Source organism: Pseudarthrobacter sp. NPDC092202 (assembly GCF_044755505.1).
Lineage (GTDB): Bacteria > Actinomycetota > Actinomycetes > Actinomycetales > Micrococcaceae > Arthrobacter.
In genome coordinates, this window is sequence record NZ_JBIVRG010000002.1 from 354,356 (window position 1) to 376,249 (window position 21,894).

22 protein-coding genes are annotated in these 21,894 nt (G+C 66.0%); 2 read left to right on the top strand and 20 right to left on the bottom strand.

The annotated features are described in order from the left end of the window. Position 1 precedes the first annotated feature (1 nt). From ACIQF4_RS05025 to pyrR, 4 genes are read right to left on the bottom strand one after another with little or no spacing between them, the layout of a single operon-like run. Complete coding sequence (locus ACIQF4_RS05025; protein WP_400516135.1) at positions 2 to 520, bottom strand: hypothetical protein; 519 nt, start codon at positions 518 to 520, stop codon at positions 2 to 4. Beyond that, on the bottom strand, positions 520 to 1,857 hold the full coding sequence (locus ACIQF4_RS05030) for a dihydroorotase (protein ID WP_400516134.1): 1,338 nt from the start codon (positions 1,855 to 1,857) through the stop codon (positions 520 to 522). The genes ACIQF4_RS05025 and ACIQF4_RS05030 overlap by 1 nt, the downstream gene beginning before the upstream one ends. Continuing rightward, complete coding sequence (locus tag ACIQF4_RS05035) at positions 1,857 to 2,882, bottom strand: aspartate carbamoyltransferase catalytic subunit (RefSeq protein WP_231454244.1); 1,026 nt, start codon at positions 2,880 to 2,882, stop codon at positions 1,857 to 1,859. The genes ACIQF4_RS05030 and ACIQF4_RS05035 overlap by 1 nt, the downstream gene beginning before the upstream one ends. Further along, complete coding sequence (gene pyrR / locus ACIQF4_RS05040) at positions 2,879 to 3,466, bottom strand: bifunctional pyr operon transcriptional regulator/uracil phosphoribosyltransferase PyrR (protein WP_400516133.1); 588 nt, start codon at positions 3,464 to 3,466, stop codon at positions 2,879 to 2,881. The genes ACIQF4_RS05035 and pyrR overlap by 4 nt, the downstream gene beginning before the upstream one ends. A gap of 177 nt (positions 3,467 to 3,643) precedes the next feature. Here pyrR and ACIQF4_RS05045 point away from each other — a divergent pair, with 177 nt between their 5' ends. Continuing rightward, entirely contained in the window at positions 3,644 to 4,921 is a 1,278-nt protein-coding gene (locus tag ACIQF4_RS05045; RefSeq protein WP_400516132.1) for a PrsW family intramembrane metalloprotease, read from the top strand. A 106-nt stretch (positions 4,922 to 5,027) separates the two neighbouring features. Here ACIQF4_RS05045 and nusB read toward each other — a convergent pair whose 3' ends face one another. From nusB to ACIQF4_RS05115, 14 genes are all read right to left on the bottom strand, one after another. Then, positions 5,028 to 5,438 carry a transcription antitermination factor NusB gene (nusB, locus tag ACIQF4_RS05050; RefSeq protein WP_231456291.1) on the bottom strand — a complete coding sequence of 137 codons (411 nt, stop codon included), beginning with the start codon at positions 5,436 to 5,438 and terminating at the stop codon, positions 5,028 to 5,030. Beyond that, positions 5,438 to 6,001 carry an elongation factor P gene (gene efp / locus ACIQF4_RS05055; protein ID WP_050054941.1) on the bottom strand — a complete coding sequence of 188 codons (564 nt, stop codon included), beginning with the start codon at positions 5,999 to 6,001 and terminating at the stop codon, positions 5,438 to 5,440. The genes nusB and efp overlap by 1 nt, the downstream gene beginning before the upstream one ends. A gap of 180 nt (positions 6,002 to 6,181) precedes the next feature. Continuing rightward, entirely contained in the window at positions 6,182 to 6,700 is a 519-nt protein-coding gene (locus ACIQF4_RS05060; RefSeq protein WP_350003155.1) for a tetratricopeptide repeat protein, read from the bottom strand. Beyond that, the gene (aroB, locus tag ACIQF4_RS05065; RefSeq protein ID WP_231456293.1) at positions 6,700 to 7,791 is read right to left on the bottom strand and encodes a 3-dehydroquinate synthase; all 1,092 of its coding nucleotides are present in this window, start codon (positions 7,789 to 7,791) and stop codon (positions 6,700 to 6,702) included. Before aroB ends, ACIQF4_RS05060 begins: the two co-directional genes overlap by 1 nt. Continuing rightward, a complete protein-coding gene (locus tag ACIQF4_RS05070) occupies positions 7,788 to 8,354 on the bottom strand; it encodes a shikimate kinase (RefSeq protein ID WP_400516131.1) in 567 nt (188 codons plus the stop codon). Before ACIQF4_RS05070 ends, aroB begins: the two co-directional genes overlap by 4 nt. Further along, entirely contained in the window at positions 8,355 to 9,554 is a 1,200-nt protein-coding gene (gene aroC, locus ACIQF4_RS05075; protein WP_400516130.1) for a chorismate synthase, read from the bottom strand. A gap of 26 nt (positions 9,555 to 9,580) precedes the next feature. Next, positions 9,581 to 10,441, bottom strand: a complete 861-nt coding sequence (locus ACIQF4_RS05080; RefSeq protein ID WP_400516129.1) for a shikimate dehydrogenase — start codon at positions 10,439 to 10,441, stop codon at positions 9,581 to 9,583. Next, a complete protein-coding gene (mltG, locus tag ACIQF4_RS05085) occupies positions 10,438 to 12,084 on the bottom strand; it encodes an endolytic transglycosylase MltG (RefSeq protein WP_400516128.1) in 1,647 nt (548 codons plus the stop codon). Before mltG ends, ACIQF4_RS05080 begins: the two co-directional genes overlap by 4 nt. After that, positions 12,081 to 12,677 (bottom strand): Holliday junction resolvase RuvX, encoded by a 597-nt coding sequence (gene ruvX / locus ACIQF4_RS05090; RefSeq protein ID WP_400516127.1) that lies wholly within the window; start codon positions 12,675 to 12,677, stop codon positions 12,081 to 12,083. Before ruvX ends, mltG begins: the two co-directional genes overlap by 4 nt. A gap of 7 nt (positions 12,678 to 12,684) precedes the next feature. Next, complete coding sequence (gene alaS, locus ACIQF4_RS05095) at positions 12,685 to 15,363, bottom strand: alanine--tRNA ligase (RefSeq protein WP_400516126.1); 2,679 nt, start codon at positions 15,361 to 15,363, stop codon at positions 12,685 to 12,687. 135 nt (positions 15,364 to 15,498) lie between these two features. Continuing rightward, a complete protein-coding gene (locus tag ACIQF4_RS05100; protein ID WP_400516125.1) occupies positions 15,499 to 15,741 on the bottom strand; it encodes a hypothetical protein in 243 nt (80 codons plus the stop codon). 16 nt (positions 15,742 to 15,757) lie between these two features. Continuing rightward, a complete protein-coding gene (locus tag ACIQF4_RS05105) occupies positions 15,758 to 16,132 on the bottom strand; it encodes a DUF948 domain-containing protein (RefSeq protein WP_251420068.1) in 375 nt (124 codons plus the stop codon). 146 nt (positions 16,133 to 16,278) lie between these two features. Next, a complete protein-coding gene (gene rpsD, locus ACIQF4_RS05110) occupies positions 16,279 to 16,905 on the bottom strand; it encodes a 30S ribosomal protein S4 (RefSeq protein ID WP_066276228.1) in 627 nt (208 codons plus the stop codon). Positions 16,906 to 17,075: 170 nt separating this feature from the next. After that, a complete protein-coding gene (locus ACIQF4_RS05115; RefSeq protein WP_400516124.1) occupies positions 17,076 to 18,497 on the bottom strand; it encodes a replication-associated recombination protein A in 1,422 nt (473 codons plus the stop codon). Between the two features lie 68 nt (positions 18,498 to 18,565). Between ACIQF4_RS05115 and ACIQF4_RS05120 the strand changes: the two genes are divergently transcribed. Further along, positions 18,566 to 19,234, top strand: a complete 669-nt coding sequence (locus ACIQF4_RS05120) for an acVLRF1 family peptidyl-tRNA hydrolase (protein WP_400516123.1) — start codon at positions 18,566 to 18,568, stop codon at positions 19,232 to 19,234. Between the two features lies 1 nt (position 19,235). Here the strand turns inward: ACIQF4_RS05120 and ACIQF4_RS05125 are convergent, their stop codons facing one another. Further along, a complete protein-coding gene (locus ACIQF4_RS05125; RefSeq protein ID WP_400516201.1) occupies positions 19,236 to 19,970 on the bottom strand; it encodes a GNAT family N-acetyltransferase in 735 nt (244 codons plus the stop codon). 118 nt (positions 19,971 to 20,088) lie between these two features. Continuing rightward, on the bottom strand, positions 20,089 to 21,870 hold the full coding sequence (gene aspS / locus ACIQF4_RS05130) for an aspartate--tRNA ligase (RefSeq protein WP_350003134.1): 1,782 nt from the start codon (positions 21,868 to 21,870) through the stop codon (positions 20,089 to 20,091). Between the last annotated feature and the right edge of the window lie 24 nt (positions 21,871 to 21,894).

A 21,894-nucleotide genomic window follows, 5' to 3' on the forward strand; every position in this document is an offset into this window, starting at 1 on the left:
CTTACTTTCCACTGTTGGCGTCAGCCGCCGGGGCTGAAGAAATCAAATCCTGAAGTGCTTCGAAGAGCCGGTCCTTGTCCGCCGCACGGCGGGTGCGGAACCCTGAGTCCAGTTCGTGGCTGCCATGCGCCCAGGCCAGCACCAGGAGTCCGTCCTTTTCCACGAACTTACCTGCCATGCCGCTGTCCTGCCGGACTCCGGTGAGTGACGCGGCCGGGATGTAGACGGCGGGCGCACCGGACCGGTCGAAAAGGACACCGTGCGGAAACACCTCGAGCGTGGCATTGGTGCGGATGCCCAGGCCGTGCACGGCGATCCGGTCCAGCCAGTCGCCCGCGGTGGTGGTGGCCACGTACTGGCCTTCCGCGCCGGCGATCGGCTCCCCTGGTTCGGCGGGCACGGCAGGCAGCCGGTCGACGTCGGACTGGCGGCGGAGCCTGCTGCGCCAGCCGATGGCGAGGAGGACAAAGACGACGGCGATGATCGCCAGCATCGCCAGTCCGGGAAGGATTTTGTCCATCAGGCAACGCCTGCGGATGCGTCGGCGTACGGGTAGGGCGTGTTGAGTTCGCCGTCAAGGACGGTGGGGTGGCCCTTGAAGAAAGTTGCCACCACCTTGCCGGGCAGTTCCCGTCCCTTGAACGGTGAGTTCCGGCCCATGGTGGCCATGCGGAACGGATCAACGGTCCAGCGCGCCGCCGGATCCACCAGGATGATGTTCGCGGGCTCACCCGCTGCCAGCGGCCTGCCCTGGTCAGTTAGACGGCCGATGTTCGCCGCGGCCGTGGAGGTGACGCGGGCGAAGTCCGCCCACGTCATGAGGCCGGTTTCGATCATGGTGTGCTGGACCACCGAGAGGGCGGTTTCCAGCCCGGTCATGCCCATGGCAGCCTGCGCCCACTCGCATTCCTTGTGCTCGCTCGGGTGCGGGGCGTGGTCCGTGCCCACGACGTCGATGGTGCCGTCCGCCAGCCCTGCACGCAGCGCCTGGACGTCCGCGTCGGTGCGCAGCGGCGGATTGACCTTGAAGACGGGGTCGTAGCTGCGGACAAGGTCGTCGGTCAGCAGCAGGTGGTGCGGGGTAACCTCCGCTGTGACGTTGATCCCCCGCTCCTTGGCCCAGCGGATGATTTCCACGGAGCCGGCGGTGGAAACATGGCAGACATGCAGCCGGGAGCCCACGTGCTGGGCCAGCAGGACGTCGCGGGCAATGATGCTTTCCTCGGCGACGGCGGGCCAGCCGGCGAGGCCGAGCACGGCCGACACCTCGCCCTCGTTCATCTGCGCCCCGGCGGTAAGGCGCGGCTCCTGCGCGTGCTGGGCCACCACGCCGTCGAACGCCTTGACGTACTCAAGGGCGCGGCGCATCAGCACGGGGTCGTGGACGCAGATGCCGTCATCGGAAAACATGCGCACGCGTGCCCGGGAATCGGCCATGGCGCCCAGCTCGGCCAGCTGCTCGCCTGCCAGGCCCACGGTGACCGCACCGACCGGTCGCACGTCCACCCAGCCTGCTGTCCGGCCGAGGGTGTAGACCTGTTCCACCACGCCTGCGGTGTCTGCAACAGGCGTGCTGTTGGCCATGGCGTGCACCGCGGTGTAGCCGCCAAGCGCCGCTGCGCGGGTGCCCGTTTCCACGGTTTCCGCGTCCTCCCTGCCGGGCTCGCGCAGGTGGGTATGGACATCAACCATGCCCGGCAGTGCCACCAGGCCGGCGGCATCGATCACGGTGGCCCCATCAGCTGACAGGCCGGTTCCGGCCTCGGCGATGACGCCGTCACGGATCAGCAGGTCCGCCGGTTCACCGCCCAGGATTGAGGCGCCGCGGATCAGGTAGGTTCCGGTGTTGCCTGCCATCAGTTGCTCTCCTTGGTGGAATGGGTGCCGGCATACGCCAGGGCGGGGGTCGCTGCTGGTTCGCGGGTATCCCCGGAAAGCAGCAGGTAGAGGGCGGCCATCCGTACCGAGACGCCGTTGCGGACCTGGGCCAGCACGGTGGAACGGGGTGAATCGGCGGCGGCGGCGGAAATTTCCAGTCCCCTGTTCATGGGACCCGGGTGCATGATGATGGTGTCCTTCATGCCCAGCGTATCCAGGGCTTTCAGGCGGTTGTCATCGAATCCCCACCGCCGGGAGTACTCGCGGGTGCTGGGGAAGAAGGATGCGTTCATGCGCTCGCCCTGGACGCGCAGCATCATGACGGCGTCCACGCCCTGCTCGAGCGTTTCGTCCATGTTGTAGCTGACCTTGCAGGGCCACTTTTCGACGCCGATGGGAAGCAGCGTGGGCGGGGCCACCAGGGTGACTTCCGCTCCGAGGGTGCGGAGCAGCCAAACGTTGGAACGGGCAACCCTGGAGTGCAGGACGTCGCCGGCGATGGCCACGCGCATGCCCTTGAGGTCCGCGCCCTCGGAGCCGGTGCCGGCCAGGCGCGCCCAGTGCCGGCGCATCGTGAATGCATCCAGCAGCGCCTGGGTGGGGTGTTCGTGCGTACCGTCGCCGGCGTTGATCACGGCCGCGTCAATCCAGTCCGTGGCTGCGAGGCGGTGCGGTGCGCCCGAGGCCCAGTGGCGGATGACGACGGCGTCCGCACCCATGGCGGACAGCGTTTGGGCAGTGTCCTTGAGCGACTCACCCTTGGACACCGAGGAGCCCTTGGCCGCGAAGTTGATGACATCCGCGCTGAGGCGCTTGGCGGCAGCTTCAAAGGAGATCCGGGTGCGGGTGGAGTCCTCGAAGAAGAGGTTGACCACCGTGCGTCCGCGGAGGGCCGGGAGTTTCTTGACCTCGCGGTCCCCTACCGCGGCCATCTCCTCGGCGGTGTCGAGGATACGGATTGCATTTGCGAGGCTGAGGTCTTCGGTGGAGAGCAGGTGTTTCATGAGCGGCCCTCGATGACTACCTCGTTGACCGGCGTGCCGCCCGGGGCAGTGTCCGTCTCAGCCAGCCGGACCCGGACCTTTTCCGCTGACGATGTGGGCAGGTTCTTGCCCACGTGGTCTGCACGGATGGGCAGTTCGCGGTGGCCGCGGTCGATCAGCACCGCGAGCCTGACGATGCGCGGACGGCCGAGGTCGACGAGCGCGTCAAGGGCGGCGCGGATGGTGCGGCCGGAGTACAGGACGTCGTCAATGAGGACAACCACCTTGTTGTCGATTCCCGTCCGGGGCAGTTTCGTGGGGTACGGCGGCCTGGTGCCTTGGTGCGAGAGGTCGTCGCGGAACATGGTGACGTCCAACTGGCCAACGATGGCGGCGGCATCAACGCTGTTGTCCGCGGCGGCGATTTTTTCGGCGAGCCGGAGCGCCAGCGGGTAACCGCGGCGCGGGATGCCCAGCAGGACGAGGTCCTGCGATCCCTTGTTCGTTTCAAGGATCTCATGGGCGATACGAGTGAGGGCCCGGTCAATATCCGCCTGGCTGAGGACAACCCTGGCTGGAACCGGTGCGCTGGTGACAGAAGTCAACGCTCGTCTCCCCTTTCCCCGCCTCACAGGACGGAATTAAAAAAGGATCATGTGCGGTTCAAAATTACCACACGGGTTTCCCCGGGCCCCTGCCCGGAGGACGCGGTGCTGGTCACACTGCAGCGTGCCGGTACCGCGGTCCTTGGAGGCGCCGCGACTCGCACCTAGGCTTTCGTTATGCCGACGAATCCGCGACACCCCGCCTCCGGGCATCCCGACGATCCCTGGCTGCGCGGAACTGCGCCGCTCCCGGGCGAAGCCAACCCGAGCTGGATGGGGCACGTGGAGCCGGGAAACTACCGCCCGGCGCCGGGGCACGTTGGCAGGCCGGTGGACACGGTAGTGCCGCCACAGGTCCAGGGAGCCGTGGTGAAGGGCAGCCGGTCCCGCAGCGGCCTGGTGGGATTGACTGTCGGCGGCAGTTCCCTTGCCTTCCTCAGCCTGTTCCTGGTGATCCCGTTCCTGCTGTCCAACACAGGGCCGGCCGGGTTCCTGGTGGGCTTCCTCGCATCCCTGGTGCCCCTCTCCGTGGTTCTTTTGGCCGTGCACATCATCGACAAGTGGGAGCCTGAGCCGAAGCGGCTCCTTTTCTTCGCCTTTACCTGGGGCTCGGCGGTGTCCATTGCGGTCACCCTGCTGATCCAGCCGTTCTTTGTCCTGGCGTTCCAGTTTTCCGACGAAGCCGACCTTCAGGCGTATATGGCCACGGTGCAGGCGCCCATCGTGGAGGAGTTCGCAAAGTCCCTGGGGCTGCTGATAATCCTCCTGCTGGCGAGGAAGCACTTTGACGGGCCGGTGGATGGTGTGGTTTTTGCGTTCACCATTGCAGGAGGTTTCGCTTTTACGGAGAACATCCTGTATTTTGGCCGGGCCGTGGCGGAGTCCGCGGATCCCGCCGGTGATTTCGCCCAGGTCTTCTTCCTCCGCGGCGTCATGTCCCCCTTTGCCCACGCCATCTTCACCGGCACCACGGGGCTGGTCATGGGGTTCGCGGCCCGGCGCTGGCATGTGGGGGCCTCGGTGGCAGCCTTTTTCGTGGGGCTGCTGCCGGCCATGTTCCTGCACAACCGCTGGAACAGCATGGGGCAGGGCTTCCTGGCGGAGTACATCATGGTCCAGGTGCCCATCTTTTTCCTCGCCGTGGGCGGCATCATCCTTTTGCGGGTGGCGGAAAAGCGCCTGACCCGGCAGCGCCTGCTGGAGTACTCCGCAGCCGGCTGGTTCACGCCGGCAGAGGTGGAGCTGATGGCCACCCTGGGCGGCCGGCGCACCGCCTTGGGCTGGGCTGGAAGCTACGGCAGGAAACGGCAAATGAAGGAGTTCCTGAAGGCCGCCACCCAGCTGGCCAACACGCGCCAGCGTATCCTGAGCGGCCGTGACGTCCAGCTCCACCAGGCCGAGGAGCGGCAGCAGCTGCAGCGCATCATGGCCCTGCGGGCCGCCGTCGCACGCTGAAATTTTTCCGTCCAGCCAAGCGGACCTTAACACCAGAAGGCCGGCCGCCACATGCGTGGCGGCCGGCCTTCTGGTGTTGCTGTGTACAGCTGGGTGTTGCTGCTGCTCAGGCGAGCAGCGACGGCTTCAGCTGCTGCAGCCGTCCCAGCAGGCCGTTGATGAACTGCGGTGATTCGTCGGTGGACAGCGTCTTCGCCAGCGCCACAGCTTCGCTGACCGCGACGCCGTCCGGGACGTCGTCGTTGTAGAGAAGCTCCCAGGTCCCGATGCGCAGGATGATGCGGTCCACGGAGGGCATCCGCTCCAGGCTCCAGCCCTGGGAGTACGTCTCCAGGAACTCGTCGATGGCTGCCTGCTGGGAGACAACGCCCTCAACGATTTCGATGGTGTAGGGATTAACCACCTGGTCCGTCTTTTCGCGCCGCGAGCGGATCACGTCAAAGGCCGAAACCGAGCGCTGCTCAGCTTCGAAAAGAACATCCAGTGCCCTGTTACGGGCTTTACCGCGGGCGCTCACTACTCGGTGACCCGACCCAGGTAGCTGCCGTCGCGGGTGTCCACCTTCACCTTGGTGTTGTTCTCGATGAACAGCGGCACCTGGATCTCGTAGCCCGTTTCCAGGGTTGCGGGCTTGGTGCCGGCGGAGGAGCGGTCGCCCTGCAGGCCCGGCTCGGTGTAGGTGATCTCGAGGACAACGCTCGGGGGCAGTTCGATGTACAGCGGGGTGCCCTCGTGGATGGCGATGTTGACCATCTGGTTCTCGAGCATGAAGTTGGTGGCGTCGCCCACGGTGGCGCCGGAGACCGTGATCTGGTCGTAGTCGGAGGTGTCCATGAACACGAAGTCCGCACCGTCCTGGTACAGGTACTGGTAGTCACGGCGGTCCACGGTGGCGGTCTCGATCTTGAGCCCGGCGTTGAACGTCTTGTCCACAACCTTGCCGGACATCACGTTGCGCATCTTGGTGCGGACAAACGCACCACCCTTGCCTGGCTTGACGTGCTGGAATTCGATGATGTTCCAGAGCTGGCCCTCAAGCTTCAGGACCGTTCCGTTCTTGATGTCGTTAGTGGTTGCCACTGTTTCCTCTGGTTTCTCTGTCTGGTCGCGTTGTCAGACGTTGTATGCCGGGCAGACAGGCCAAACGGACTGCCAGCGCGTGTTTGTCAAAAATCGGGAGGTTAAAAATTCAAGAACCATTCTACCGGTAAATTGCGGGCACCTTTGGGCCAAGGCCGCAGGCGGGGATCCCGGCAGCGTTCAGCAGGCAAGCTCCAGCACGTCCCGGGCACGCTGCAGCGCCACTGTGGAAGAGTAGATCTGCGCCGCGTCGGCGGACTGTGCCACCCGAAGATCCAAGGCCCGCGCAAAGGATTCAACGGCCGCGGACGTCTGCCCGGCGCTGTACTGGGTCTTGCCCAGGAACTGCCATACAAGGGCCTCCCGCGGCGTTCCCTGGACCTCGGCGAGGAGCTGGCGGAACAGTTCAACGGCGCGGTCCAGCCGGTTGGAGACGCGAAGCACCTCGGCCTCGAAGGTGCGCAGCCGGAAGGACTCCGGATCCTTGAAACGCGCCTCTGCCAGCAGCTCGGCGGCCTCGGACGCATGTCCTTCCACCAGGAGAACAAAAATATGGTCGGCGGGGTCCGTGGATACCGCCAGCGCCGCCCGGCAGGCGTCCTGGTTCACAATTTCCGGCAGCAGGGATTCCGGGTTGATCCGGATGCCCGGGAAACCGGCATCCGGCCAGTCTGCTGTTCCTCCCATGTCGCCCTGCATCAGGAAGCAATTTCCTGGTAGGCCGCGAACAGCAGCGAGGTGTCCGGGACGTCAAGGATCCCCGGCTTTGCAACGCCGTCCAGGACGACGAACCGCAGCAGGTCCCCGCGGGACTTCTTGTCCCGGCGCATCCCGTCAAGCAGCCCCTGCCAGCGGTCCCGCCGGTAGGTGACCGGCAGCCCCAGGCTCTCAAGGATGCTCCGGTGCCGGTCGGCGTCGGCATCGCTGAGGCGCCCAACGCTGCGGGCAAGTTCTGCGGCGAACATCATGCCCACCGAAACGGCGGCGCCGTGGCGCCACGAGTACCGCTCGACCAGTTCGATGGCGTGGCCCAGGGTGTGCCCGTAGTTCAGGATTTCCCGGAGCCCGGATTCCTTCAGGTCCTCGGAGACCACCTTCGCTTTAACGGCGATGGCACGTTCGATCAGTTCACGAAGTACGTCGGACTGGGGATCCACTACTGCGGTGGGGTCCTTTTCCACGAGGTCCAGGATCGCGGGATCGGAGATGAAGCCGCACTTGATGACTTCCGCCATTCCGGAAATCATCTCGTTCCTCGGCAGCGTCTCAAGGGTGTCCAGGTCAGCCAGGACCGCGGCCGGGGGGTGGAATGCACCCACGAGGTTCTTGCCCTCCGCGGTGTTGATTCCGGTCTTCCCGCCCACGGACGCATCCACCATGCCGAGCAGGCTGGTGGGCATGTGGATGACCTTGACGCCGCGCAGCCAGGTGGCGGCGACGAAACCGGCGAGGTCCGTGACCGCACCTCCCCCCACGGCGACAATTGCGTCGGAGCGGGTGAAGTCGTTCTGCCCAAGGACCTGCCAGCAGAAGGCGGCCACCTGGATGTGCTTGCCCTCTTCGGCGTCCGGGATTTCCGCAGTCAGCGAGGTGAATCCGGCTGCAGCCAGTTCGTCGCGGACGGTGTCACCGGTCAGCCGCAGGGCACGCGGATGGATCACGAGAACACGGCGGACGCGTTCCCCCAATAAACCGGGCAGGTCACCGAGCAGCCCCCGGCCGACGACGACGTCATAATTCTCGGCAGCGGTCCCGCCGGTGACGCTGATGACTGTTGATTGGGTGCTCACTTTTCAACTTCCTGTTTGGCAGCTGCATGGTCGCGCAGTGCTGCTTCGAGCCGGCCGCCCAGCTCGGAAACCGAGCCGTGGCGCACGTCCAGGGTGATGTCTGCAAGCCGTTCGTAAACCGGCTTGCGGGTGGCGAACATGGCCGTCCAGCGGCCCATTGCGTCCCCGGCCAGCAGCGGGCGCCCGGAGTTCCGGGCAATGCGGCCGGCGACAGTTTGTGCGTCGCATTCGAGGTACACCACGGTGCAGCGGCTGATGAGCTGCTGTGTCCCGGAGTCGAGCACCGCCCCGCCGCCCAGGGAGATGACGGTGACGGTATCGTCTGCCGCTTCGACGACGGCGGCTACCGTCCGTGCCTCGATCTCACGGAACGCGTGCTCGCCGCGGCCGGCAAAGATGTCCGAAATGGATCCGTGCCCTGCAACGATAACAGCGTCTGTGTCGACGAAGGGAACTCCGAGCTGCAGCGCCAGCTGCTGCCCGATGGCCGACTTTCCGACCGCCATAGGCCCGATCAGGACGATGGGCCGCCCTGCGGGTCCGGTTTTGCTGCGGTGGGGCACTTACTGGCCGATCGAGTCCAGGGACGCCGGAATGTTGTCCAGGTAGCCCTTGATGTTCCGTGCGGTTTCGGCCACTGAGTCGCCGCCAAATTTCTCGGTGACTGCCTCGGCCAGCACCAGGGCGACCATGGCCTCGGCCACCACGCCGGCAGCCGGAACAGCGCACACGTCCGAACGCTGGTGGTGTGCCTTGGCGGGTTCGCCCGTGCTGACGTCGATGGTCTTCAAGGCGCGCGGGACGGTGGCAATGGGCTTCATGGCTGCGCGGACACGCAGGACGTCGCCGATGCTCATGCCGCCTTCGATGCCGCCGGCACGGTTGCTGGTACGGGTGATCCGGCCGTCGGCGTCCCTGACGATTTCGTCATGGGCGGCAGAGCCGCGGCGGGATGCGGTCAGGAAGCCGTCACCGACCTCCACTCCCTTGATGGCCTGGATTCCCATCAGTGCCGCGGCAAGGCGGGAATCAAGCCTCCGGTCCCAGTGGACGTAGCTGCCCAGTCCCGGCGGGAGCCCGTAGGCAAGGACCTCTACCACGCCGCCCAGGGTTTCGCCCTCCTTGTGCGCCGCATCCACCTCGGCCACCATGGCGTCGGAGGTTTCCCGGTCGAAGCAGCGCAGTGGATCGGCGTCGAGCGCAATGACGTCGGCCGGCACGGGAAGCGGGCGCCCTTCGGGAACCGTGACGCTCGCAATGCTGACGGTGTGGCTGACCAGTTCGATGCCGAGGTGCTTGAGGAATTGCGCCGCCACGGTGCCCATGGCCACCCGTGTTGCTGTTTCGCGTGCGCTGGCACGCTCCAGGACGGGCCGGGCCTCGTCAAAGCCGTACTTCTGCATACCCGTGAAGTCCGCGTGGCCGGGACGGGGGCGGGTCAGCGGCGCGTTCCGTGCCTGGTCGGCAAGGACTTCCGGATCCACGGGGTCGGCAGACATGATCTGTTCCCACTTGGGCCATTCGGTGTTTCCCACCTGGATGGCCACGGGCCCGCCCTGCGTCAGGCCGTGGCGGACGCCGCCGAGGATGGTCACGACGTCCTGTTCGAACTTCATACGCGCTCCACGGCCGTAGCCCAGCCGGCGGCGCGCCAAGGAGTCTGCGATGTGCCCGCTGGTGATTTCCACACCGGCGGGGACGCCTTCAATAATTCCCATCAGAGCCGGACCATGGGATTCACCGGCAGTCAACCAACGCAACATATCTTCCATCCTGCCACGGGGGGCGGTTACAAAGCCCGTCGGGGAAGGCCGACTGAGGCGCACATCACATCTATGACGGCCGCATTGACGTCATCGCCGCGGCGGGTAAAAAGGCGTACCTGTTCCACTGCCTGGTACAGCAGCATCTCCAGGCCGGGCACCACGGTTCCGCCTCCGGCCTGCCATACCGAGGCCAGCAGGCTTGGCCACGGATCGTAGGCAACGTCCAGCAGGACACCGGGCAGGCTGGTCTTCAGGGAAGCCAGTTCAGCGGCCAGTCCGTCCGCCGCGCGCGGCGGGAGGGTGGAAATGACGACGTCGGCCGCTGACGTGGGACGGGCCGCCTCAGCCAGGGTGAGGATCTCCAAGGAGAAATCCAGGCCCGCCGCAGCAGCGCGGACATCGGCCGTCCGGGATGTGTCCCTGACGAAGACCCGGGCATGGGTGGCACCAAGCTCCTTGAGCGCCGCGACGGCCGAAGCGGCCGTTCCCCCTCCCCCAAGGATGACCGCGGCCGGGGACTCGCCGGCGCCCGCGTGCCGCAGTGCATTCACGATGCCGGCAACATCGGTGTTGGAGCCAACAGTGCGCCGCGTGCCCCCGTACTCCTCAAACGTGACGGTGTTCACCACGCCCAACGTCCTGGCAACCCCGCGGACTTCATCCACCTGCCCGAGCATGGCCGTCTTCAAGGGCATTGTGACCGAGAGGCCGCGCCAGCCCGGCTGGTCACGGATCTGCCCCATCAGGGATGGCAGCAGTTGCTCCGTGACGTCGATTGCCGTGTAGCTGATCCCGATCCCAAGCTGGCCGTAGGCAGCCAGGTGCAGTGCCGGGGACTTTGAGTGGCTTATCGGATGGCCCAGGACGGCAGCCCGAAGGCTCACGTGCAACGTCCCACGTTGGCCGTGCACCAGGCGTTGTACTGCTCAACGTAGCGGTTGTGCTCATCAAGTGTCTTGGAGAACTTGGTCTCCTTGGTGTCCAGGTTGATGGTCACCCAGTAGAGGTAGTCGTTGGTCTTGGGCCTGGCGGCAGCGTCGATCGCCGTCTTTCCCGGGGAACCGATGGGCCCTGGCGGCAGGCCGGGATTCGCATAGGTGTTGTACGGGTTGGACTTGTCCTGGCGCTGTTCGTCAGTGAAGTTGTAGCTCTTGGTGCCCAGGCCGTAGGTAACGGCGGAGTCCACCTGCAGGAAGCCGCCGGTCTGGTCGTTGGGCTTGAGCCGGTTGTAGATGGCACCGGCCACGTCCCCGTACTCCGCCTGGCCGCCCTCGGCCTGGACGATGCTGGCCACGATCACGGCCTCGTACTGCTTGGCCGGATCCGTGATGCCCTGCGACACAAGTTCGTCAGTTGTGATCTTGACCAGGGATTGGAGGATGTCCTTTGCCGGAGTGCCAAGGGGGAAGCGGTGCTCCCCCGGCGCCAGGTATCCCTCAAGGTTTTTAGCGTTGGCCGGAAGACCGAACTGGGACGGCTCATTGCTGAGGGCCTCCAGGTCCTGGAAGGATATTCCGGACCCCTGCGAGATCGCCTGCAGCGACTCCCCGATGCGCAGTCCGGCGCTGAGCGCGAAGTAGATGACTTTTTCCTGGTCCTTGCCCAGGAGGACGTTCACGGCGTCCGAGTTCTTCATTTCCGACTTGAACGTGAAGTCACCCGGCGCGAGTATTCCGCCGGATGCGTTGAAGCTCTGCAGGAATGTATCGGCATTGGCCACCACCCCTTCGGTTTCCAGCTTCGAGGCGACGGACCGGGTGCCTTCACCGTTTTCGACGGTGACCATCACTTCTCCTGAACCAGGGCCGGGGAAGTCGCTGGGCTTGTCGCTGCCAAGCAGCGGCTTGAGGAACTGCGCTCCGACGGCGACAGCCGTAACGAAGACGGCAAGGGTCAGGAAAAGCGCCAGGAGCCGCCGGCGCCGGCGCACCTTCTTGGAGGGTTTGGCCACTACGGTTGCTGCGGCCGAGGCGGGAAGAAGTCCATGGTGGTGTGCATCGTCGTCGTGCCCCTCTTCATAGTGGGTCCCGTCGCCGTGCCCTTCCTCGTAGTGCGTCCCGTCATAGTGGCCATCGTGCTGGTGCACGCCTGCCGCATAGCCGTGACCGTCCGCGTAGCCGCGTTCGTCATAGTGGGATTCGTCGTTGTGGTGCACGTCCGGTGCGTGCTGGTGCCCTGCCAGGGCCGGCTCCCAGGAATCATGCGCTGCGGGTTCGTGGGAATCGTCCTGGATGGACGGCGGGGTGGCAGGAGCAGCCGGAATCACGGGCTCGTGCGCCCGGTCCTGCGGTGCCGGTTCTTCACGCAATGGTTCATCCTGACGCCGAGGGTCTGCTTCTGCGGCCGCGGGGAATTCCGCGGGCAGCGGTGGAATGTCGTGGCCAGTCTCGTATGCCTGCTCCGGAACGGCATCGTGGCCTCCGGCGTTGAGGGTCTTCTCCCGTTCGCGGAGTTCCTTGCGGGTCAGCGGCCTTCCTGCCCCCGCGTCCAGAGGGCTGGAAGAGTCGTCAATGTTGGCAGGGCTCACTGGTGCCTTCCATTATCTGAAGATCGGTCCGTATCACCGGGTGTGGAAGGCTCCGTTTCCGGCCCCCTGCCTCCCATGTCCACGGAAGGGGGTGGCGCCGTCACTCGTGAGCCGACGTCCGCTCCCCTGGCTTTCTGCATGTCGATGGCGTGCTGAAGGATACCTGCCGCCGCGACCTGATCAACTACTTTACGGTGGTTCCTGCTGCTCATGCCAGCTTCGTGCAGGCTCCGGTGGGCGCTGACACTGCTCAGGCGTTCATCCACCAGGTTCACCGGCACAGGCAGGTCCCGGGCAGCGAGCTCGCCGACCAGCAGGCGTGCGTAGTCCGTGGCCATCACGGCTGAGGCCCGTTCCTCACCCTTCATGGTGCGTGGCAGGCCAACAAAAACCTGCACGGCGCCGAGTTCCTGGACCAGGTTCGCGATGACCCGGACGTCCGAGTTCTTTTTCGCGTTGCGGTCCAGCGTCTTGTACGGGGTGGCCAGGATGGATTCCCGGTCGCAGATGGCAACCCCCACCCGGACGGTGCCGACGTCCACCCCCAGTTTGATGCCCTGGGGGTAGTCGCCGGCAGCAGCAGGATCGGTCATCGGAGGGTTAGCGCCGGGAAATGGCGTCAACGACGGCGGAGAGCGCCTGGCCTACCTGGCCGGCATCGGTTCCGCCACCCTGGGCGACGTCGTCCTTTCCGCCGCCGCCGCCACCGAGGATCCCTGCAGCCAGGCGCACCAGGGCTCCGGCTTTGACCCCTGCTTCCCGGGCGGCCTCGTTGGTGGCCACGAGGATGACGGGACGGTCGTTGGAGACTCCGGCTACCGCCACGGCCGCGGGTGCCGAGCCCAGGCGGTTCCGGAGGTCCAGGGCCAGGCCGCGGATGTCGTCAGCGCCGCTGACCTGGCCTGCGTCGTGGGCGATGACACTGACGCCGGAGGCATCCTTGGCGGTGGCGACCAGCTGGGCAGCAGCTCCTGCAAGCTGTTCCTTGCGGAGGCGGTCCAGTTCCTTCTCGGTCGCCTTGAGCTTCGCCAGGGTGGCGGCGATCCGGTCTGCAAGCTGGCCGGACGGAACCTTCAGCATGTCGGTGAGCTCAGTGACCAGGGCGCGTTCAGCTGCCAGGTGGCGGAACGCATCCATGCCCACGAAGGCCTCCACACGACGGTTTCCCGACCCCACGGACTGCTCGCCCAGCAGGGAAAGGCTGCCGATCAGGGAGGTGTTGGACACGTGGGTGCCGCCACAAAGCTCCCGCGACCAGGCGCCGTCGATCTCGACGACGCGGACTTCACTGCCGTAGTTCTCGCCAAAGAGCGCCATGGCGCCGAGCGCCTTGGCCTCGGCCAGGCCCATAACCTTGGTTTCCACGCGGAAGTTGTTCCGGATGGCCAGGTTGGAGACTTCCTCGATCTCGGACCGCGTGGCCGTGCTCAGGCCCTCGCCCCAGGCGAAGTCGAAGCGCAGGTAGCCGGCCTTGTTGTAGGAGCCGCGCTGGGTGGCCTCGGGGCCGAGGATCTGGTGCAGTGCGGCGTGCACGATGTGCGTGCCCGTGTGCGCCTGTTCAGCGGCGTGCCGGCGTTCGCGGTCGACGGCGGCGCGAACCAGCGAGTCAGCGCCGATTTCGCCTTCGCGGACGATCGCCTTGTGGACGCTCAGGCCCTTCAGGGGGCGCTGGACGTCGAGCACCTCCACGACGAACCCGTCGCCCGTGATCAGCCCGGTATCGGCGGCCTGGCCGCCTGCTTCGGCGTAGAAGGGGGTTTCGGAGAGGACCAGCTCGATTTCGTCGCCGGTGGATGCCTGCTGGACCGCGCGGCCGCCGGTGAGGATGCCGCGGACGCGCGATTCGCCGTCGAGCTCGGTATAGCCGGTGAAGACCGTCTCGCCCTGCGCCAGGATGTCCTGGAAGGCACTCAGGTCCGCATGGCCGCCCTTCTTGCCCTTCGCATCGGCCTGGGCGCGCTGGCGCTGTTCCTGCATGAGGCTGCGGAAGGCGGCCTCGTCCACTTTGAGTCCGGCTTCCTCGGCCATTTCCAGGGTGAGGTCGATAGGGAAACCGTAGGTGTCGTGCAGCGCGAAGGCATCGGCCCCGGACAGGGGCTTGTTGGCGGCTTTTGATTCCTTAACGGCATCCTCAAGGCGGGCGGTTCCGGAGGCGATGGTCCGCAGGAAGGCCTTCTCTTCGGCGTAGGCAATCCGGCTGATCCGGGCGAAGTCCGTGTCCACCACAGGGTAGACGCCCTTCATGGCATCGCGTGAGGCGGGCAGGAGTTCGGGCAGGCAGGCCTGTTCAACACCCAGGAGGCGCATGGAACGGACGGCACGGCGGATGAGCCTGCGCAGGACGTAGCCGCGGCCTTCATTGGAGGGGGTCACGCCGTCGGAAATCAGCATCAGGGCGGAACGGATGTGGTCGGCGACCACCCGCATGCGGACATCGTCCGTGTGGTGCGGATCCTCATCGGTCTCGGCGGACGTGTATTCCTTGCCGGAGAGTTCGGCGGCCTTGTCGATGACGGGGCGGACCTGGTCCGTCTCGTACATGTTCTCGACACCCTGGAGGATCATGGCCAGTCGCTCCATGCCAAGGCCGGTGTCGATGTTGCGCTTGGGCAGCTCGCCCACGACGTCGAAATCTTCCTTGGAACGGACGTTCTCGATCTGGTACTGCATGAACACAAGGTTCCAGATCTCAATGTAGCGGGTCTCGTCAGCCAGCGGTCCGCCTTCAACGCCGTACTGGGGGCCGCGGTCGTAATAGATCTCTGAGCAGGGGCCGGCGGGGCCCGGCTGGCCGGTGTGCCAGTAGTTGTCCGACTTGCCCATCTTCTGGATGCGCTCGGCGGGTACACCGGTGTTCTTGAGCCACAGATCCTTGGCTTCGTCGTCTTCTTCGTAGACCGTCACCCAGAGCCGCTCCGGCGCAAGGCCGTAACCGCCGTCGTCAACGGCCTTGGTCAGCAGTTCCCACGCGAACTTGATGGCGTCTTCCTTGAAGTAGTCGCCGAAGGAAAAGTTGCCGCACATCTGGAAGAACGTTCCGTGACGGGCCGTCTTGCCCACTTCCTCGATATCACCGGTGCGGATGCACTTCTGCACGCTGACGGCGCGCGAATAGGGTGCTTCCTCCCTGGCGGTCAGGTAGGGAATGAACGGCACCATGCCGGCAACCGTGAACAGCAGCGAGGGGTCGCTGGAGACCAGCGACGCGGAGGGAACCGCGGTGTGGCCCTTGCTGACAAAAAAGTCCACCCAGCGCTTTGTGATCTCCTGCGACTTCATGAGCTGTGTACTTACCCTTCTTGCTCCGCGCCGTGTGGGTCGCGGAGGTTCTTTCGCTTGGCGGTCCCGTTGGGGTCCCCGCCGGTATGGTTCTAACGTGTGGTGCTGACCGGCCATGGCCGGTCAGCGGGATGGTCAGCGGCGGACCAGGTCTGCCGATTCCACGCCGAGGGCGGACCGGAGCTCGGTTTCCCGCTCCCGCATTCCGGAGCGGACGGCGTCGGCGAAGTCGTAGAGGCCATCGGCGAGGCGGTTCACGGAGCGGTTGAGGCCTTCCGGGCCCAACGTTGACTGCATGCTGGCCTGCACTTCGGTCACCTTGCGGAAAGCGATCACTCCGATCGCCACGCCGATTCCCATCCAGACAATTCGTTTCATTTTCTTCTCCCGGGTGTTAGCGGCTGCGGCGGCCGGCGGCAGGCTTCCTGCGGCCGGCCAGCGCGGTACGGACGCCGTAGCTGAAAGCTGCCACCTTGATCAGCGGCGACCCCACGGTGGCGGCCACCAGGGAGGACAGGGCGGAAAGGTTTGCGGACGCGTCCGAAACGTTGGACGAGATGCCGTCCACCTTCTTCAACTGCTGGTTGGTGGTGGAGACGGTGGCGGTGACTTCGTCCATGAGCGGTGTGGCGCCGTCGCTCAGGGAACGGATGGAGGTCCGGACCTCGTCCAGGACCCGGCCCAGCTTAAGGATGGGGACCGCGAGCAGCAGCACCAGGACTGCAAACACCCCGGCAGCGATCAGGCCGGCAATATCGCCACCAGACATAGACGTTCATCTCCTCGAAATTCTGTGGTTCGGTTGCATCCCGGCGGGTGCGCGTGAAACGCATTCCGCAGATGTCCCCCAAGTACCTTACATACAAAGAAGCCCGCGGCGCTTGCCACGGGCTTCTTTGGATACGCTGCTGGAATTTAGCGTGCGTAGAATTCGACGACCAGCTGCTCTTCGCAGGTCACGGGGACCTCGGAGCGCTTGGGGCGACGGACCAGGCGGGCCTGGAGGGCTTCCAGCTTGACGTCCAGGTAGGCCGGAACGGCAGGCAGGACGTCGCGGTGGGCGCCGGCTGCTGCAACCTGGAGCGGGACCATGGTCTCGCTGCGGCTGTGGACGTGGACCAGCTGGCCCTCGCCGACGCGGAACGACGGGCGGTCAACGCGGACGCCGTCAACCATGATGTGGCGGTGCACAACCAGCTGGCGGGCCTGCGCGATGGTGCGGGCGAAGCCGGCACGCAGGACCAGGGCGTCAAGGCGCATTTCGAGCAGTTCGATGAGGTTCTCACCGGTGAGGCCCTTGGTGCGGCGGGCTTCTTCGAAGGCACGGGTCATCTGTGCTTCGCGGATGCCGTACTGGGCGCGCAGGCGCTGCTTTTCGCGCAGGCGTACGGCGTAGTCGGAGTCCTGCTTCTTGCGGGCACGGCCATGCTCACCGGGGCCGTACGGGCGGCGCTCCATGTACTTGGCGGCCTTGGGGGTAAGAGCAATGCCGAGGGACCGCGAGAGGCGGGCCTGACGGCGAGCACGAGTGTTGTTAGCCACTTGTGTCCTTCCAATATCTGCGGTGTGTCAGTGTTACTGGCCTCCACGATGGAGAGCATCGGCCAACCGCTGCCTTTTGCTACTGGGCGCAGCGCAAACCTTCTCAACGTGAAATTGGGGAGATTGTGCGTCTGTGCCTTGCCAGACAAACATCTACCTTACCACGGCGGTCACTTGCCCCGGACAATCCTGCGGAGCCGCTCCAGGCGCAGGGCAATGTCACGTTCGGCGCCGTTGGCCGTGGGCTGGTAGTAGTCCTTCCCCACCAGGTCATCCGGCGGGTATTGCTGGGTTGCCACGGCGTGCGGGGCGTCGTGCGCGTATTTGTAGCCGAGGCCGTGTCCCAGCTGTTTGGATCCGGGGTAGTGTGCGTCCCTTAGGTGGGCGGGAATCCCGTTCCCCAGCCCTGCCCGGACATCGGCAACCGCCTTGTTGATGCCCATGTAGGCGGCGTTGGACTTGGGGGCGGTGGCCAGGTGCACCACGGCCTCCGCCAGGATGATCCGGCCTTCGGGCATGCCGATCAGCTGCACCGCCTGCGCCGCTGCCACTGCCGTCTGCAATGCTGTGGGATCTGCCATCCCAACGTCTTCCGCCGCGGATATCACGATCCGCCGGGCGATGAAGCGCGGGTCCTCCCCCGCCTCGAGCATGCGGGCCAGGTAATGCAGGGACGCGTCCACGTCGGAGCCGCGGATGGACTTGATGAACGCGCTGATGACGTCATAGTGCTGGTCGCCGGCACGGTCGTACCTGACGGCGGCAACGTCCAAGGCACGCTCTGTGTGTTTAAGTTCGACGGCGACGGGCCCGTCCCCTGCGTCGTCCGCATCCCCGAACGCAACGCCGGCGGCGGCCTCCAGTGCCGTCAGGGCACGGCGTGCATCGCCTCCGGAGAGCCTGACGAGGTGGTCTAGCGCTTCCTCGCTGAGGCCGACTTTCCCGTTCAGCCCGCGGGGATCGGCGACGGCACGCTGGATCAGTCCTTCAATGTCCGCGTCGGTCAGCGGACGGAGCGTCAGCAGCAGCGAGCGGGACAGCAGCGGTGACACCACGGAGAACGACGGGTTCTCGGTGGTGGCGGCCACCAGCACCACCCAGCGGTTTTCGACTCCGGGCAGCAGGGCATCCTGCTGGGCCTTGTTGAAGCGGTGGATCTCATCCAGGAACAGGACCGTGGTGGTCTTGTAGAGGTCGCGGGCAGTCAGGGCCTCGTCCATCACGCGCCGCACGTCCTTGACACCGGCGGTGATTGCGGAGAGCTCCACGAACTTCCTGCCCTGTCCGCGGGCAATAACGTGGGCGAGGGTCGTTTTGCCGGTTCCCGGGGGGCCCCAAAGGATGAGCGAGGTGGGTCCCGCAGGGCCTGTTGTGTCTGCGCCGGCTCCTGCAGCCAACTGGCGCAGGGGCGACCCCTGGCCGAGGAGGTGCTGCTGGCCCACTACCTCGTCAAGGGTGCGGGGACGCATCCGGACGGCGAGAGGACCGCGGGGGGAAGTGTTGGTCCCCGGCCCGGCAGGCCGAACGGCGGCGACGGAACCGTCGTCGTCGTCATCATCATTGCCGCGGCCGTGCCCGAAGAGATCTTCCACATAGATAGGCTACTTCGAGTTCACTTCCGGATTTTCCCCGGGAGGCCTCCCAGTGAAGGAATGCAACCATGTCCGCACGCAGCACCGGCGGAGCCAGGCCGGCCTCCGTGCGCAACGCTTTCATTCCCGGCGGCCGGCTGGCCGGATGGGCGGACAGGTTCGGCGCAGCGCACGGCGGATACCAGCTCAGTGATGACGACGACGGCCTCCGCCTCCTGGCGGCGGACGGCGCCGAAGCTCTCCTGCAGTCACCCTGGCCGGTTGACGGCCGGCCCGGCCGCGGCGCGGATGCCCTTGAGCGGCTGGCCTCCCTGGCCTCACAGCCGCGGCGGCTCGGACTGCTGCTGGCCAGGCGCGGAGGCTACGGCGTGGCGGTGGTGGCTGAGGGCCAGGCCCTAATGTCGAAGGTGGGATCCACATACGTGCAGTCGCGGACGGCCGCGGGCGGACAGTCCCAGCAGCGGTTCGCCCGGCGGCGGTCCAACCAGGCTGACGCCCTGGTGGATGCTGTCGCCGAACAGGCTGCCCGCATCTTCAGCAGTGAGCCCTTTGAATACATGGTGCCCGGGGGTGACCGGGCCTTGGTGGGGATTGTCCTCCAGCACCCCGCCCTGCAGGGCTACGCCGCCATGCCACGGCTGGCGTATCTTGACGTCCCCGATCCCAAGGCCGCCGTGCTGCGCAAGGCAGCCGCGGATTCATGCGCGGTGCGGATCCAGGTCACCGACGCTCCCTGAACTAGCAGCCTGTCAGCGCCCGGCGGGGGCGCTCCTGGCGGTAGAGATAGCGGCCTGCTTCCTCGAACCCCGCCTGCTGGTAGAGGACCCGGGCGCCGGAGTTGGCAGCAGTAACCAGCAGCCAAAAGCTCTCCACGTTCCGTGCGTTTCCGGCGGACAGGAGCGCCTTGAGCACCGCCGTCGCATAGCCCCGCCTGCGGTGCGATGGCGATGTCGCCATGCAGTAGATTCCTCCGGTGGCGCCCACCAGGGCGAGACGCCCGACGGCGGCCGGGCCGCCGTCGTCGTCCCTGGCGAGGGCATACAGCCCAGGGCACCCCGTTAAGATCGCGCGCGCTGTCTCCCGTTCCTGCCCACCTCCCCTGCCGTCCACGCTCCACCAAAGGTGCAGCCACTCCTCAGTGGGCTCGTCGAGGATCTCCACTCCTGTGCCTTTCGGATGCCCGGTTTGGGATCCGGAAGGCCCGGCCATGATCAGTGTTTCGGACTGGCGGGTGAAGCCCTGGGCGTCCAGCAGGTGGTTGAGCGCGGAGTTGGCAGGTGTGTCCGCTGCCTGGAAGATCAGCGGGAGGCGCCGCGTGCGGTACCACCGCGCTGCCTCCCGGAGAGCATCCTGCGGGTCCTGCGCAGGGTCCCGCGGCCACACGGAGTTGGCCCGTTGCGTAACGCCGTCCGCAGCCCGGAGGACCCACTCCCCCAGGTCATGGCGTTCTGGGGCGGGCCAGGCTGCATCCATCAGCGCTTCGTAGGTATGGGCGGGCTGGCTCGAACGGTTGAGGGCCACGGGACTCCTGCTTTTGGACAGACCGAAGGCCCCCCCTTCCAGGAGGGCCTTCAGGCCAAACGGACAGTGCCTACTTGCCCTCTTCCGGCTTCTTCGCTTCAGGCTTGAAGTCAACGCCCGCTTCCTTGCGCTGCTGCGGTGTGATGGGCGCCGGAGCTGCGGTCAGGGGGTCGTAGCCGTTGCCGGTCTTGGGGAAGGCGATCACGTCGCGGATCGAATCCACGCCGGACAGCAGCGCCACGACGCGGTCCCAGCCGAAGGCGATGCCGCCGTGCGGAGGTGCACCGTACTTGAAACCTTCAAGCAGGAAGCCGAACTTCTCCTGGGCGTCCTGGTGCGAAAGGCCCATGACCTCAAAGACCCGTTCCTGGACATCGCTCTGGTGGATACGGATGGAGCCGCCGCCGATTTCGTTGCCGTTGCAGACGATGTCGTAGGCGTATGCCAGCGCGGACTCGGGGTCCGTATCGAAGCTGTCCATGAACTCAGGCTTGGGGGACGTGAACGCGTGGTGCACTGCGGTCCACTGGCCGGCGCCGACGGCCACGTCGCCGGAAGCCACAGCTGCTGCTGCCGGCTCGAACATCGGCGCGTCCACCACCCAGCAGAAAGCCCAGTCGTCCGGGTTGATCAGGCCGGTGCGGTGGCCGATTTCAACACGGGCCGCACCCAGCAGGGCGCGGGCGGAAGACTTGTCGCCGGCGGCAAAGAAGATGCAGTCGCCCGGCTTGGCTCCCACGGCATCCGCCAGGCCTGCCCGTTCTGCCTCGGTGAGGTTCTTGGCCACGGGGCCGGCCAGTTCGCCGTCTTCCTTGAACAGGACGTATGCCAATCCCTTGTGCCCGCGCTGCTTGGCGAACTCCTGCCAGCCATCCAGGGTCCGGCGGGGCTGCGAAGCGCCGCCCGGCATCACCACGGCACCGACGTAAGGGGCCTTGAAGACACCAAAGTTGGTGTCCTTGAAGAACTCAGTGAGCTCCGTCAGCTCCACGCCGAAACGAAGGTCCGGCTTGTCCGAGCCGAAGCGTGCCATGGCGTCGTGGTAGGTGATGCGCTGGATCGGCGTCGGAATTTCGACGTCGATGAGCTTCCACAGTGCCTTGACGATGTTCTCGCCCAGGGCGATGACGTCGTCCTGCTCCACGAAGCTGGCTTCGATATCCAGCTGCGTGAACTCCGGCTGCCGGTCCGCACGGAAGTCCTCGTCACGGTAGCAGCGGGCAATCTGGTAGTACTTCTCGAAACCGCCCACCTGCAGGAGCTGCTTGAACAGCTGGGGCGACTGCGGCAGCGCATACCAGGAGCCGGGCGCCAGGCGGGCCGGCACAACGAAGTCCCGGGCACCTTCAGGTGTTGAACGGGTCAACGTCGGGGTCTCCACCTCAACGAAGCCGTCCTGGTGCAGCAGTTCGCGGGCCACGCGGTTGGCCTCGGAGCGCAGCCGCAGGTTGCGGGCGGGGCCCGGGCGGCGGAGGTCCAGGTAACGGTGCTTCAGGCGTGCTTCCTCGCCCACTTCGACGTGCTCGTCGATCTGGAACGGAAGGGGGTCGGAGGTGTTGAGGATGGTGACCTTTTCGGCCATGACCTCGATTTCGCCCGTGGCCAGGGCCGGGTTCTCATTGCCCTCCGGCCGCTTGGAAACGGTGCCGATGATCTGCAGGACGTACTCGTTGCGCAGGCCGTGGAAAACTTCTTCCTCGCGGACCACCACCTGTGCCACGCCGGAAGCATCACGCAGGTCCACGAAGGCCACACCACCGTGATCACGGCGGCGGCCAACCCAGCCGGCCAGGGTTACGGTTTGTCCAATGTGCTCGGAACGAAGGGATCCGAGGTCATGTGTGCGCAGCACAGCACGCCTTTCTGCGGGGTTACG

What these genes read in the sequence shown, in the direction of transcription:
- ACIQF4_RS05045 (WP_400516132.1), top strand. Translation starts at nt 3,644, where the DNA reads ATGCCGACGAATCCGCGACACCCCGCCTCCGGGCATCCCGACGATCCC.
- ACIQF4_RS05120 (WP_400516123.1), top strand. Translation starts at nt 18,566, where the DNA reads ATGTCCGCACGCAGCACCGGCGGAGCCAGGCCGGCCTCCGTGCGCAAC.
- aroC (WP_400516130.1), bottom strand. Translation starts at nt 9,554, where the DNA reads ATGTTGCGTTGGTTGACTGCCGGTGAATCCCATGGTCCGGCTCTGATG.
- ACIQF4_RS05025 (WP_400516135.1), bottom strand. Translation starts at nt 520, where the DNA reads ATGGACAAAATCCTTCCCGGACTGGCGATGCTGGCGATCATCGCCGTC.
- ruvX (WP_400516127.1), bottom strand. Translation starts at nt 12,677, where the DNA reads ATGACCGATCCTGCTGCTGCCGGCGACTACCCCCAGGGCATCAAACTG.
- alaS (WP_400516126.1), bottom strand. Translation starts at nt 15,363, where the DNA reads ATGAAGTCGCAGGAGATCACAAAGCGCTGGGTGGACTTTTTTGTCAGC.
- ACIQF4_RS05105 (WP_251420068.1), bottom strand. Translation starts at nt 16,132, where the DNA reads ATGTCTGGTGGCGATATTGCCGGCCTGATCGCTGCCGGGGTGTTTGCA.
- ACIQF4_RS05060 (WP_350003155.1), bottom strand. Translation starts at nt 6,700, where the DNA reads ATGCAGGGCGACATGGGAGGAACAGCAGACTGGCCGGATGCCGGTTTC.
- ACIQF4_RS05100 (WP_400516125.1), bottom strand. Translation starts at nt 15,741, where the DNA reads ATGAAACGAATTGTCTGGATGGGAATCGGCGTGGCGATCGGAGTGATC.
- ACIQF4_RS05035 (WP_231454244.1), bottom strand. Translation starts at nt 2,882, where the DNA reads ATGAAACACCTGCTCTCCACCGAAGACCTCAGCCTCGCAAATGCAATC.
- ACIQF4_RS05125 (WP_400516201.1), bottom strand. Translation starts at nt 19,970, where the DNA reads ATGGATGCAGCCTGGCCCGCCCCAGAACGCCATGACCTGGGGGAGTGG.
- ACIQF4_RS05030 (WP_400516134.1), bottom strand. Translation starts at nt 1,857, where the DNA reads ATGGCAGGCAACACCGGAACCTACCTGATCCGCGGCGCCTCAATCCTG.